This is a genomic window from Hanstruepera sp. CR43, from assembly GCF_055227665.1.
In genome coordinates this window covers 1,037,698-1,051,657 of record NZ_CP200078.1, presented here as the reverse complement: position 1 = coordinate 1,051,657, position 13,960 = coordinate 1,037,698, and the positions used below count along the sequence as shown (strand labels likewise).

Here is a 13,960-nt window from a genome sequence, read left to right as displayed (position 1 = left end):
AATAGAAAAAAATAATTGACAATCGAATATTCCGTAAAACCATATTATAGTGACCATAAAATTCAGTGGGATGCTTTTATGCATGAGGCAAAAAACGCTACGTTTCTTTTTTTTAGAGATTTTATGGATTACCATCAGGACCGATTTGCTGATGCTTCATTGTTGGTTTTCAAAGGAGAGAAAGTCATTGCTGCATTCCCAGCTTGCAAGGAGGGCACCGTTATTTATTCGCATAAAGGATTAACTTATGGTGGGTTATTGGTAGGTAAAAATCTAAAGTTTCATTCGATTTTGAATTGTTTTCAAATTATTTTGGAATATTATCACAATCAAGATTTCCAAATGATGGAAATTAAAACATTGCCCAGTATTTATGCCAAATGCCCCAGTGAGGAATTTCTATATCTCATGAGCGTTTTAAAGGCTAAACTATCTAAAAGAGACATGTTGGCAGTCGTCAAGCAAAATTCATTAATTAAATACTCAAAGGATAGGATTGATGGTATTAAACGTGCTAAAAATATTGGTTTGATTATTAAATGTGATGATGAATTTGATGCTTTTTGGAACGAAATTTTAATTCCAAATCTCAAAAGTAAACACGGTACTACACCTGTTCATACTTTAGCGGAGATTAAATTACTTAAGGAGCGTTTTCCCAAAAATATCATACAATATAATGTTTATCACAATGAAAAATTAATTGCAGGAACAACGATTTTTGTTACGGACCAAGTAGCGCATTCCCAATATATTTCTGCTGATGAGAACAAGAACCAAACAGGTAGTTTGGATTTTCTTCATGATTTTTTGTTAAAAGATGTTTTCAAGCAAAAACCGTATTTTGATTTTGGTATTTCCAACGAAAATAATGGTTTACAAGTCAATTCTGGATTGCAATATTGGAAAGAGGGATTTGGTGCTAGAGCGTTTGTACAGGATTTTTATGAGTTACCAATTGCTAATTACAAAATTTTAGATACCGTTTTGAAATGATAAAGTTCTTGGATTTACAAAAAATAAATGCACGTTTTGAAGCGGCTTTTCAAAAGAAGTTTCATGAGTTTGTGGAATCAGGGCGATACATTCTTGGTAATGAAGTGGAAGTTTTTGAAAGAGATTTTGCTACCTATTGCGGAACTAATTATTGTATCGGTACAAGTAACGGCTTGGATGCTTTAATGCTTATTTTCAAAGCTTATGTTGAACTGGGTCTGTTGAAGCCAAATGATGAAGTTTTAGTCCCAGCCAATACATATATAGCAAGTATTTTATCTATAATACATTCAGGATTAAAACCTGTTTTTATCGAGCCTGATGCACAGACATTTAACATGTCATCTGAAGAAATAGCACAAAATGTTAATGACAAAACTAGAGCCATATTAGTGGTTCATCTTTACGGACAATTGGCTGATATGGAAGCTATTAATAATTTGGCTAAAGAGCATAAATTATTAGTTATTGAAGATGCTGCTCAAGCACATGGCGCTCAAGACAGTAATGGAATTAGTGCTGGCAATTTGGGTGATGCGGCGGCATTTAGTTTTTATCCCAGCAAAAATTTAGGGGCTTTAGGTGATGCTGGAGCCGTAACAACCAATGATGAAAAATTGGCGAGTGTTGTACAAAAATTAAGAAATTATGGCTCAACCGAAAAATATTTGTTTGATAGTAAAGGTTTCAATAATCGATTAGATGAAATTCAGGCAGCTATATTGAGTATTAAACTTCCGATGTTAAATAAAGATAATTCCAAAAGACGAGGAGTGGCGATACGTTACTTGAATGAAATCAAAAACGATAGAATACAATTGCCTTATTATGATGGGTCAGAAAATCATGTGTTTCATGTATTTGTTTTAAGAGTTGATGATAGGGAGGAATTTTTGGCATTTCTGACTAAAAACCAGATTGAATATTTGATTCATTATCCAAAAGCACCTCACCAACAAATAGCACTGGAGGAATATAGTAATTTGAAATTGCCCATAACCGAAAAAATACATGATCAAGTTGTCAGTATTCCAATTAGTCCTGTCATGCGTGAAGAAGAGGTAACCATAATTATTAATCTACTAAATACTTTTTAATTGAAGAGATTATTGCACTATATCAATAATAATGTATTAATAAAAGTAGCCTCATTAAATTCGGCCTCTGTAGCTACCAAAATTATTGCCGGATTTTTGACATCTAAAGCTATTGCTTTATTTGTGGGTGCTGAAGGAATGGCTCTAATTGGTAATTTGCGAAATTTTTTAAGTTCAGTTCAAACGTTGTCTATTCTCGGATTTTACAACGGCATTGTAAAATATATAGCTGAATTTAAAGAAAATACTATTGAGTTAAGCAAAACACTGTCTACCATATTTTATTTAGGTTTTTTCTCAACTATTTTGGTTTCATTGGCTTGCTACTTTGGAGCAAATTTAATCAATGATTATGTCTTTTCTTATTATAATGATTATGCCTATGTCATCAGGATTTTAGCTATAGCCTTGCCATTTTATGCTCTCAACATGTTTACGTTTGGTATTTTGAATGGCTATTCAAAATATAAAATCCTTATTATTATCAATATTATTGGACAGCTATTAGGGCTTTCGATTACCATATTATTAATCTATAAAGAACGCATTGACGGTGCTTTGATTTCGGTGGCTATTTCTGAATCCCTTATATTTTTAATAACGCTGGTAGGAGTTGCCAACCGAAAAAGTTTAGCACCATTGGTGAAAGTAAAAAATATTAGTTTCGATTATATTAAAAAGTTGAGTTCATATTCATTGATGGCGATTTTTTCTGCGGTCATGCTACCAGTTGTTGCTATAATTATCAGAAACTACATCACAGATTCCGTTGGTATAAAGGAGGCTGGATTCTGGGAGACTATGAATCGGATTTCAAAATATTATTTGATGTTTGTGTCTTCTTTATTAACCCTTTATATTCTACCGAGGTTATCAGAAATTGACAATAAGAAAGAGTTTAGAAATGAGGTTTTTAATTTTTATAAGACCATTATTCCAATTTTCGCTGGTGGGTTACTTTTGATATATCTATTGCGTAAATATATAGTTCTATTAATTTTTTCAGAGGAATTTTTGCCTGTTCAAGATTTGTTCCTGTGGCAGTTGTTGGGAGATTTTGTAAAAGTACTGTCAATTGTAATAGCCTATCAATTTTTGGCCAAAAAGATGTTTTGGCATTATATTATTACCGAAGCTTTTTCTGTTGTTATTTTGTATTTCACCAGTATTTATTTTATTGATATCTATGGAACTAAAGGTGCTAATATTGCCCACTTTGTGACTTATGTAGCGTATTATGGATTGATACTTTTGATATTTAGTTCCTCCTTGTTTGGTGTATTGCCCGAAGAACCTGATTTGGAAGAATAATTCAGGAGTGATTATTCCAAACATCAATATAACGTTTGGCAATATTAATATAGTGGTGTTCATTTTCAATAAACAAGCGTGCCCTTTTAGAAATGTCATCGAGTTTTTCTGGGTTTTCAATAAGCATAGAGAGTTTCTCAACTATATATTTTGAATCGGGTAGAGCATTAATGGCAATGGTGTCTTCATCCAAATGATAATAATCTAACCATTCTTGTTCGGCTCCAGTGAATACAACTTTGCCTTTAGCCATAGCCTCTAAGGCATTGTATCCTTGGTCATATGCATAAACCTGATCTAAAAGTATGTGAGCGCGGTTATAAGACTGTATATACTTCGCATAAGGTAGATTTTCTGTTTTTATAATAGTAACGCCATTACCATATTTTTCTGAAACAATGTCCAAAGCCTGCTCAAAATAATCAATACCTTTTTTGCAATAATTTGGACGATTAATACCTAAAAAAATGACTATTGGATTATTTAATTTCAAGTCTTCATATTTTATTATGTCAGTATTGATAGGATTTGGTATTAATCCTAAATATTTTGGATTCTTGAGTAGTGGTAAATGATAGTCTAAATCGGATGCAATGACTCCAGCAATGTTTGAATAAATAAAATCATGTAGTTTTTTGTATGGCTTTGAAACATACTTTAAGGAATAACGGTAAGTTTTTTTTAATTTTCCATCTTTTAAATATGGTGTTAAGATTGAGTATTTTGAGTTTTGATTCAGATAATGGTTTATTGAAGAAAAGTCGTCGCCACATGATAGTAGGTAGGTTTTTTTATTGCGATTCATGAGATACTTCAGAAGTGGAATTTGTAAATTGGGATGAATAAAAAAGGCATCTTCATTTATCAGTTGTACCACATCAAAATTCTTTAGAATGGGTAATTTGTTTTTAATTCTAAAGTAAATTTCAATTTGAGCAATATCGATTTTGGTTATTTTATGAAAGATTTTCCTAAATAATTGGAGTGGTTGTTTTTTAAATAGTTTGGCGTCAATATTAATATCAACAGGATATTTTTTAAACTGATCACCGCTGCCAATAATCACTACTTCATGACCTAGTTTTATTAAGCCTTCTTTCAAAGAATTGTGTAATCGGCTAAATTCGCCAACCAAGAGAATTCGCATGCTTATTTTAATATCTTTGTTTCAAAGATAAATGTTTAAATGAATAATCAGGCAGGAAGCGAAATTGAATTGGAAATCCTGATTTCGACCATGAATAGAAACTCATTGGAATTTCTAAATAATATGTTTCCAAATAATGAGCAGGAGAATCTATTCTTGTTAATTATTAATCAAACGTCCGAAGAGCATCTATTGACTTCCGATTTCCCAAATATTAGGGTTATTAATTCATTTGACAAAGGTTTAAGTAAAAGTAGAAATCTGGCTTTAGAAAATGCGTTAGGTCGTATTTGTCTCTTGGCTGATGATGATGTCATTTATTTGAAAGGGTTTTTAGATAACATAATAGAAGCTTTCAAAAATCATGAAAATGCTAGCCTTATAACATTCAAGACTCAAACAACGAATGGTAATTCATATTGGAATTATCCAAAATCAATTACGCCTATAAATGCTATTTACAGAAAAGTCCTTTCAATAGAAATTGCTTTTAGAAAAAAAGCAATAATTAACCATAATATAAAATTTGATGAACTTTTTGGATTAGGAAGTACTTTTGAAGATGGTGAAAATGTTTTTTTTCTCCGGCAGGTTTTATCAGAAAAAATCATTGCTTTGTTCGTTCCAGAATTTATTGTCATTCATAAACCGTATAGTTCGAGTGATGATGTAACCTCCGATAAACATTTTTTTGCTAGAGGGGCTATGAATTATAAACTTTATGGGTTTTGGGCGTATTTTTTGTTATTAAAGTTAATTGTTTCGTTATTGCGAAAGCGATTGATAACTTTTGCCGATGTCAAGAATAAATTTGAGATTGGATTGAATGGTATTAGAAGGTATAGACAAATTAATAGTTATTAAATGGAGACATTAAAAGATGTACAACTTATTGAGATTCCTAAAATAGAAGATGTAAGAGGTAATTTAGCAATCATCGAGAAAAATGTGTTACCCTTTGATATCAAGCGCGTATATTATCTATATGATGTGCCTAGTAACGCTTATAGAGGCGGACATGCCCATAAAAAATTAAGTCAGGTTTTAATTTCTTTAAGTGGGAGTTTTGATGTCGTATTGGACGATGGTAAAAAACGTTCTAAAATTTCCTTGAATAAACCCAATAAAGGACTTTTAATACCAACTGGGATTTGGAGAGAATTGGAGAACTTCTCGTCGGGTTCTGTTTGTCTGGTCCTAGCTTCCGAGGTTTTTGAAGAAACTGATTACATTCGGGATTATGATGAATTTATTTCATACAAAAATCAATAATACGACTTCTTATTCGAGGTTTTTTGATAAAACTTTACAATAACTGCTAAAAACGGTTTGGGTAATGCCAAAATAAGAAATTGCTTAAATGTCAAATATTGCCTCGGGATTAAGCTTTTTATTTTATTGCTATTTTCAATATCATCATTTAATTTTAACTTAAGTATTGATGAGTACATGTTTTTGGTCAAGAATTTTAAAGCGTCTGGATTATCTGAAGCAATGGAAAGATACTTTTTAAAATTAATGGGATTATAATCCAATTTGTTTGACCTTGTTAATCCATCACTGACGGATCGATGCGTTGCAAGTATCTCATTCAAAAAAACGATTGAGTATTTCAAACCAGTTCTAATCCAATAATCTGTGTCTTCATTAGTCATTAGCGACTCATCGAATTCACCAATGTCTTCAATTGATTTTTTGCTGAATACTGAATTTGCGCAATGCAATACGGAATGTCCGATGCTGCTCTGAAAGTAATTAATTGTGTCATGGTCACCAGATTGAATATTTAAGCTTTTGTAATTGGCTGGATAAGTAGTTCTTTCAGTTTCTATCTTTAAGGCAGTAGCAAAAACGTGTGAATCTGGATATATTGAAATGAGTCGCATAACTGATTCCAAAAAAGACTTTTCCCAATAATCGTCAGCATCTAGAAAAGCTAAATAATGACTGTTAGATTTTTGGATGCCTAAATTTCTGGCAGCGGAAACCCCATTGTTTTTGGTAGTAAAAATTTTTATTCTATTGTCATTGAATCCCTCAACAATTTTAAGGCTGTTGTCAGTTGAACCATCATTAATTATGATGATTTCAAAATCCAGATAGGTTTGATCCAATACCGATTGAATGCATTTCGTTACATAATTTTCTTTATTAAATAAGGGTATTATTATTGAAAAATTTGGATTCATTGATTTTTATTTAGCCTACTGAAGTATCCTAATCTATATAAGTCAAATAACAATAAACTAGGAGAGTTTCCAAGTAGATTTTTCTCTAAAACATTATTGAACTTGTTAGTCAAATACATAATGGGACCTATTAGTTTAAGTGATAATAATTGAAAATATAATCGTAATAGCGGTGTTGAGGATTTAGGAATGGTGTTTTGAATAACGAGCTCATGCAATGTTTTAATGGATTCTTTTGACTTTGATAAATAAACGTGGTTTGTTTCCAAACCATAATGAAATACAGGATTATTTATATGACTTATTTTAGCATGAGTACATTTTAATTTATGCGTAAATAAAATGTCCAGTCCATATTTTGACATTAATAAATGTTGGTTAATGTCTAAAAACAATTTTTTTTTCACACAAAAAGCACCTGATATGATGGATGTATAAGGCTGTTTTTTTCGATAAGGAACAGATTTTTCTTCCCTTTTTTTGCCATACTTCCAGCGCAGTATATGGTTGTCATCGGGTTTTTTATACTGATAGGATATTCCGCCAAAAATTACATCGCTTGTTAAAAAGTCATCTGACATTAACCTTGTTAAAAAGTCATCATGAACTGGTAAAACATCAGCATCTAAAAAAAGCAGCCAATCAAATTGCGCTTTATGGGCTAAAAACTGTCTGGTTGCTGTTCTTCCTGAGTTGTTTTTATTTTCAATGAAAAGACTATTTTTAAGATGGTTTATTTGTTGATTGACACGGTTGGTTTCAGACAATGAGCCATCATCGACACATATTAGTTCATAATTTAATCCGATGTTTTCAGCTTCTAAAACTAGTTTTTTTGCTAATGGATAAACATTGTAGTTGAATGTAGGAATTAAAATAGAAAGCATGAATCTCACAATTATGTCAAATCTAATCAATATTAAACAGTTTTTTAATTAAAACCAATTTTAAACGTTGATGTGGTATGGTAATTGTAATTTTGTTTCTATGAGATTGATTATAACGACATTTTGTTTATTGGTTTTTACTATTCAAGGATATAGTCAGAAATCATTTCACGTTTTTCCAAAAGATCACTTGACCAACAAAGGTTCGGAAAATGGTGATGGAAGTTTGCATAAACCATGGGACTTGAAAACAGCATTAAGACAGAAACCAGAAGTTGTCAATGGAGGTGATACGATTTGGTTGCACGGTGGTGTTTATTCGGGTAAATTTACAAGTAAATTGAAAAGCACCATTTCTAATAAAAATATTATCGTTTCATCATACAAAGATGAGTGGGCAATTTTGAATGGAAATATTTCTGGTTCTGCTGAACCCACATTAACCATCGTCGGAAATAATGTCACCTTCAAAGATTTTGAAATTTCACCAGTAGGAGCTTACACCAGAAATGAAAATGATAAAGGATTTAACCAATTCGGTGGTATTAATCATAATAGTGGTGCAAATTGTAAATTCATTAATCTTGTAATACATGGTAATAATGGCTTAGGCTTTGGTTCCTGGAAAAAAACAGGAGGCACCGTAATTGCTAATTGTATTGTTTACGATAATGGATACATTGGGAAAAGTAACGAAGGATTAGGAGAAGGGTTTTATGTTCAAAATGATAGTGATAATGAAACAAGAATTATTAAAGACAACATCATTTTCAATAATTATTACAAAGGCATTGAAGTTTGGTCAGCAAGTAAACGATCAAAAAGTGAATTTGTAAAGAACATCACACTTGATAATAATGTGATTTTCAATAGTGGTTTAGTTTCTGGAAGACCTGTTGACAATGTTATAGTGGCTTCCAATGATAGAAATGGAATCAATATCGCGAAAAATGTTGAGGTTACTAACAATATCCTTTATCACAATACAAACTATGAGCAAAATCAAATCAACGGAAATGCGGCTTCATTAACATTAGGTTTTATTTTCAAAGCCCCGATCGAAAACGTCGTGGTTAAAAATAACATCATACTTGGAAGAAATAATGCCTTTAGGGTGCTTCATGCAAAATCTGTTACAATTACAGATAATATTGTTTATACTGGATACGCTTATTTGATGTTGCATACTACCAATAGTCTATCTTCGGGGAGCTTAAATAACAATACCTATTACACAAAAAATGAAACCCCATTTATAATTGAAAAAAATAAATATCCGTTTGATAAGTGGCAAACAACTTTTAAGCAGGATAACAATAGTGAACATAAAAACATAAAGCAATTTGACTTACCGCCAGTATTGGATATTACAAAAAATGAACACAAATCAAACTCTTACAGAGTGGTGCTTTTTAGTAAGAATGAAGAGGCAATTCAAGTTGATTTCCATGACTTTATTGGTAAAAATAACGTAACCTATACAGTTCGTGATGTTGAAAATTTAGATGAGGTTTTAATGTCTGGTGAACTTTCAGATTCTTCTACTGTCGAATTTCCAATGAGTTTAAAACGAACAGCAAATAAAACACTTAACAATTTTGGGGTTTTTATTGTTGATTTTGAAGAAAAAAAATCTGATATAATAGAAGAGCCAGAAAGTTTTATTAAACGTTTATTTAAGTGGTTGTTTTAATTTATTCAGGCCTCTAATTACTACCTATTTTGTAAATATTCATTACATTAGACTGGTCGTGTTAAATTGATATGAAATTTTATAAAAATTTTATTGTTTTTTGGTCAATAATTTATTTAAGCCTAGCTTTTATTGGTAGATTCACGACATACAACAAGGAGATTTTTCCTTTTTTCAGGTGGTCTCTGTACTCAAAAACACCTAACACTGTTGAATTTCCCTATGTTTTAGTTACTAGAGTTGGTGATTCTATAATACCACCTACTAATATTTTAGAACTTCAAGATATTCATCATCTTTCCTTAATTGATATGAATTTGAACGTAGCTAATTTTTATATTGCGGTTGCCAACAATTTTGATGAAACCAAAATTGAGGAAACTAGGTTTTTGAAAATATTGCCAGTTGGTAGTAATTATGATTTGTTCATAAAAAAGATTGATTTGAGTAAAAAAGATTATAAGAACACCGAAAAATCAATCAAGGTTTGTTCTGTTATTAATAATAAGATTGTAAACATTGAATGAGTATATAAAAAATCATTTTTTTTGGAAACTTACCTTTGGTAAATTTTCAATTTTCTCAAAACCAGTTGATAAATTATATGAGGACATTCAAATCATAATTAGGTTTTCATATGTGTTTTTTGTGGTTTTGGTCTTCAATAATGTCTTTAATATCAGTATCTATGAAAATGCTGAAAGAATTAATCCTTTGTGGCCATTGGTGTTTTTTAAGGGAATTCCATCAGTTTATCTGGCATTATATTTCAAATTGAGTTTACTTTCGGCATTCATAGGACTTTGTTTTAAAAACAATAATTTGTTTTTAAAGGTTTTTGCATTTGTCAATTTCTTTTTCTTTATAGCGTTTACCAATTCATTCGGTAAAATAAACCACGGACTCTATTTACCATTAATGTATCTTTTTTGTTTAATGTTTATTCCTGATAAAACAAAAGCACATTTCAAAGAGAAAACCATTCTGATGTTTGCAACCATGCAATTTTTCTTGCTGCTTTCTTATTCATTAACTGGTTTTTGGAAAGTGTTTTGGGGGGTTATTGAGTGGTTTAACGGTCAGGTCAGCTTGTTCTCTCCATTATCTATGAGGAACGTTATTATATTGCAAAATCAGCTCATTGAACCCACTTTGGTAGGCACTTGGCTTATAGATCATTATTTTCTAGCTTGGTTTCTGTATTTAGGAGCTGTTTATATTGAGTTGTTTTCAGTTGTTGTTTTTTTTAGAGCTTATCTGCATAGGGTTTGGGGTGTTTTATTGTTGCTATTACATGCAGGAATTGCCTTGACCTTAAATGTTTCAATGTATGGTGCGATTTTATGCATAGGAATATTGCTTATTATGTCACCATTCAATATGAATTCCAAATTAAAGGATACCATTAAATCCTTACCAATTATAAACATTATAAACAGGGGAACTAAAGTCAAATTTTAGTCAAGACATGCTTTTTAATACCGTAGATTTTGCCATTTTCATGCCCCTTGTATTCTTCTTGTATTGGTTTGTATTTAATAGAAGTCTGCGAGTCCAAAACATATTTTTAATTGTTGTCAGTTATTTTTTTTATGCATGTTGGGATTGGCGCTTTTTGTCTTTAATTTTTATAAGCTCTACGGTTGATTTTTTAGTAGGAAGGTACTTGTATAAAGAATCAAGGTCTTTGAATAGAAAATTCCTGTTACTGACAAGTTTAGTGGTGAATTTGGGGCTATTAGGTTTTTTTAAATACTATAACTTTTTTGTAGAAAGCTTTAATAGTGTTTTTACGATTTTTGGGAGTAGTTTCAATACGGCAACACTTAAAATAATGCTACCAGTTGGTATTAGTTTTTATACGTTTCAGACTTTAAGTTATACAATAGATATTTATAATAATAAAATTCAGCCAACCAAAAACCCCATATCTTTTTTTGCATTTGTGAGTTTCTTTCCACAATTGGTTGCAGGTCCAATTGAAAGAGCGAGTAATTTATTGCCTCAATTTGAAAAGATTAGGGTAATCAATTATGTGACTGGTGTAAATGGTTTACGCTTAATTTTATTGGGACTCTTTAAAAAAATGGTCATTGCTGACAATTGTGCCAAAGTTGTCAATGAATTGTTTCAATACTATCCGGAGCAAAGTGGTAGTACCTTGTTTTTTGGGGCCTTCTTTTTTGCTTTTCAAATTTATGGTGATTTTTCTGGATATACCGATATTGCTATAGGTTGCTCAAAATTGTTGGGATTCGATTTAATGCAAAACTTCAAAATGCCCTATTTGTCAAGGAATTTGGGCGAGTTTTGGCGCCGCTGGCACATTTCACTGTCCACATGGTTTCGGGATTATGTATATATTCCGTTAGGAGGTAGTCGTGTTTCAAAAATAAAAATAGTTAGAAATATATTTGCAGTGTTTTTATTGAGCGGTTTATGGCATGGTTCCAACTGGACTTTTGTGATTTGGGGATTGATTCATGCTTTATGCTTTTTACCTCTAGTTTTATTTGGTTGGCATAAAGACCATAAAGATGTTGCAGATGAAAATAAATTATTACCCTCATTCAAGACTTTCATTCAAATGGTGGTGACATTCTTGATTGTAACGTTTGCTTGGGTCTTTTTTAGAGCAGAGAATTTCTCGCATGCCATTTTGTATTTGCAGGGCATATTTAATGCATCATTGTTTTCATTGCCTCAAGTATCAAGAGGGTTGATATTGCTGCTTTTTGGTTTCATAATCTTGGAATGGTTCCAGCGCAAAAGAGCACATTTACTGGATATTGATTTTATAAAATCGAGATTTTTAAGAATGTCCATTTACTATGCAATAGCAATTTGTATTTTCTATTTTTCTGGCAATTCGCAACCTTTTATTTATTTTCAATTTTAATGAAAAAACTGTTACAATATACGGGATTGTTTTTGTTGCCTATTTTATTGGTATTAGTAGGTATAGATATATTTTACAGGACGGTTCCGACTAATTACAGCTTTAAGCATGGCGAAATACTCAAGCGAGCAGACTCCCTTGAGATTTTGATTTTTGGTGATTCTCATGCCATGTATGGTATTAATCCAGAATATTTGGATGGCAACGCATTTAACATAGCTAATTTGAGTCAAACCATCTATTTTGATGAATTACTCTTCAAAAAGTACATTAATAAATTGAATAACCTTGAATACGTTATTATTCCTATGGAATATACCACCATGAGTCAGGCGGATAACACCCAAGAGGATGTTTGGAGAAAGTATTTTTATGAGGTGCAAATGGATTTAGAAGTGCCACTCGTAAAATGGTATGACCCAAAAAAATATAGTTTAGCATTATCTCAAAAATTAGTTAGAACTGTGCAGGCGTTAGATATTTTTAGGCATAATAATACGCTTGTTAATTGTGATACAAATGGTTGGGGTTTGGGTTATGATGCGTCTGTAGATTCCTTGGAAAGATTAAGACTGGCTAAAGTTATTTCTAGAAAACACAATGATGGCAAAACTGATATTTCTCAAAACCTTGAGCGAATTGAATCGATGATTACCATCTGTAAATCAAAAAATATTCAAGTTCTTTTGGTCAATTTACCGGTTAACCAGCAATATTATCAGTTATTAGAACAGGATGAGGTATCAGAAATATTAAATAAATCAGAAGAATTGGCTGTTACAAATGAACATGTAAAGAATTTAAATTTGGTCCAGGATACAAGATTTGAATTAGAGGATTTTCAGGATGCTGATCACTTAAATAAATATGGTGCAAAAAAATGCACCAGTATTATTAACGAATTTCTTAAAAATCATTGATTCTTCTTTTGAACCACTTCATAGACTTGATTGTCATCACACTTAAGTGTCTTGCTGGGATATTTTAAAAGTAAAGCATAATCATGGGTGGCCATTAAAATCGTATTGCCATTTTTATTGATATCCTGAAGGACTTCCATGACTTCAACACTGGTTTGTGGATCTAAATTTCCTGTAGGTTCATCAGCTAATATTAGTTCAGGATTGTTTAACAAGGCTCTTGCAATGGCTATTCGCTGTTGCTCACCACCAGAAAGTTCATGAGGAAATTTAAAGCCTTTGGTTTTCATGCCAACCTTATCAAGGACTTCCTCAATTCGTGTATTCATTTCTTTTTTGTCTTTCCATCCCGTGGCCTTCAAAACAAAACTCAAATTATCATTAACCGTTCGATCCGTTAATAGCTTAAAGTCTTGAAAAACAACTCCTAATTTTCTCCTTAAAAACGGAATGTCTTTTTCTTTCAAAGTTCTTAAGTCAAAGTCCACAATACTGCCTTCTCCTTTAGTTAAAGGCAAATCAGCATACAGCGTTTTCATAAAACTACTTTTTCCTGTTCCAGTCTTACCAATGAGATATACAAAATCGCCTTTGTTTATTTCAACATTGATATCGGACAATACCAAGCTATCACCTTGAAAAATAGAAGCGTCTTTAAGATAAAGTACTTGCTGCATACTTATGAATTAGAGTTTTTAAAAGAAAATAAATTCGATACGACAAAGTAAACAATTAATGCGAAATAGGGAAAATAGAATGCAGTAATTGTTTAATCGATTTATTAAGTTTTGAGATTTTATAACTCTGTTTATAATTATAAG

Annotated in this window: 14 protein-coding genes; 10 read left to right on the top strand and 4 right to left on the bottom strand. The window is 31.5% G+C overall.

What is annotated here, in order from left to right; translation table 11 throughout:
* Positions 1-15: 15 nt before the first annotated feature.
* From ACKXGU_RS04675 to ACKXGU_RS04665, 3 genes are read left to right on the top strand one after another with little or no spacing between them, the layout of a single operon-like run.
* Positions 16-996: a GNAT family N-acetyltransferase gene (locus tag ACKXGU_RS04675; RefSeq protein ID WP_463466894.1), complete on the top strand. Its 981-nt coding sequence runs from the start codon at positions 16-18 to the stop codon at positions 994-996.
* Positions 993-2,093, top strand: a complete 1,101-nt coding sequence (locus ACKXGU_RS04670; protein WP_463466893.1) for a DegT/DnrJ/EryC1/StrS family aminotransferase — start codon at positions 993-995, stop codon at positions 2,091-2,093. The genes ACKXGU_RS04675 and ACKXGU_RS04670 overlap by 4 nt, the downstream gene beginning before the upstream one ends.
* Positions 2,094-3,404 (top strand): O-antigen translocase, encoded by a 1,311-nt coding sequence (locus ACKXGU_RS04665; RefSeq protein ID WP_463466892.1) that lies wholly within the window; start codon positions 2,094-2,096, stop codon positions 3,402-3,404.
* Position 3,405: 1 nt separating this feature from the next.
* Here ACKXGU_RS04665 and ACKXGU_RS04660 read toward each other — a convergent pair whose 3' ends face one another.
* Positions 3,406-4,551, bottom strand: coding sequence for a glycosyltransferase (locus tag ACKXGU_RS04660; protein ID WP_463466891.1), 1,146 nt, complete (start codon positions 4,549-4,551; stop codon positions 3,406-3,408).
* 39 nt (positions 4,552-4,590) lie between these two features.
* Here ACKXGU_RS04660 and ACKXGU_RS04655 point away from each other — a divergent pair, with 39 nt between their 5' ends.
* Together ACKXGU_RS04655 and ACKXGU_RS04650 are read left to right on the top strand one after the other, a co-directional pair.
* Complete coding sequence (locus ACKXGU_RS04655) at positions 4,591-5,415, top strand: glycosyltransferase family 2 protein (protein WP_463466890.1); 825 nt, start codon at positions 4,591-4,593, stop codon at positions 5,413-5,415.
* Positions 5,416-5,823, top strand: a complete 408-nt coding sequence (locus tag ACKXGU_RS04650) for a sugar 3,4-ketoisomerase (RefSeq protein ID WP_463466889.1) — start codon at positions 5,416-5,418, stop codon at positions 5,821-5,823.
* Here the strand turns inward: ACKXGU_RS04650 and ACKXGU_RS04645 are convergent.
* Positions 5,817-6,740 (bottom strand): glycosyltransferase family 2 protein, encoded by a 924-nt coding sequence (locus tag ACKXGU_RS04645; RefSeq protein ID WP_463466888.1) that lies wholly within the window; start codon positions 6,738-6,740, stop codon positions 5,817-5,819. The two genes, ACKXGU_RS04650 and ACKXGU_RS04645, sit on opposite strands and share 7 nt — an antisense overlap.
* Entirely contained in the window at positions 6,737-7,627 is an 891-nt protein-coding gene (locus tag ACKXGU_RS04640) for a glycosyltransferase family 2 protein (RefSeq protein WP_463466887.1), read from the bottom strand. The genes ACKXGU_RS04645 and ACKXGU_RS04640 overlap by 4 nt, the downstream gene beginning before the upstream one ends.
* 100 nt (positions 7,628-7,727) lie before the next feature.
* Between ACKXGU_RS04640 and ACKXGU_RS04635 the strand changes: the two genes are divergently transcribed.
* From ACKXGU_RS04635 to ACKXGU_RS04615, 5 genes are all read left to right on the top strand, one after another.
* Entirely contained in the window at positions 7,728-9,320 is a 1,593-nt protein-coding gene (locus ACKXGU_RS04635) for a right-handed parallel beta-helix repeat-containing protein (protein WP_463466886.1), read from the top strand.
* Positions 9,321-9,391: 71 nt separating this feature from the next.
* Positions 9,392-9,847: a hypothetical protein gene (locus ACKXGU_RS04630; RefSeq protein WP_463466885.1), complete on the top strand. Its 456-nt coding sequence runs from the start codon at positions 9,392-9,394 to the stop codon at positions 9,845-9,847.
* Positions 9,840-10,781: a hypothetical protein gene (locus ACKXGU_RS04625; protein ID WP_463466884.1), complete on the top strand. Its 942-nt coding sequence runs from the start codon at positions 9,840-9,842 to the stop codon at positions 10,779-10,781. Before ACKXGU_RS04630 ends, ACKXGU_RS04625 begins: the two co-directional genes overlap by 8 nt.
* Before the next feature lie 226 nt (positions 10,782-11,007).
* A complete protein-coding gene (locus ACKXGU_RS04620) occupies positions 11,008-12,219 on the top strand; it encodes an MBOAT family O-acyltransferase (protein ID WP_463466883.1) in 1,212 nt (403 codons plus the stop codon).
* Entirely contained in the window at positions 12,219-13,139 is a 921-nt protein-coding gene (locus tag ACKXGU_RS04615; RefSeq protein ID WP_463466882.1) for a D-alanyl-lipoteichoic acid biosynthesis protein DltD, read from the top strand. Before ACKXGU_RS04620 ends, ACKXGU_RS04615 begins: the two co-directional genes overlap by 1 nt.
* Here the strand turns inward: ACKXGU_RS04615 and ACKXGU_RS04610 are convergent.
* Positions 13,133-13,816 (bottom strand): cell division ATP-binding protein FtsE, encoded by a 684-nt coding sequence (locus tag ACKXGU_RS04610; protein ID WP_463466881.1) that lies wholly within the window; start codon positions 13,814-13,816, stop codon positions 13,133-13,135. The genes ACKXGU_RS04615 and ACKXGU_RS04610 overlap by 7 nt on opposite strands.
* Positions 13,817-13,960: the final 144 nt, after the last annotated feature.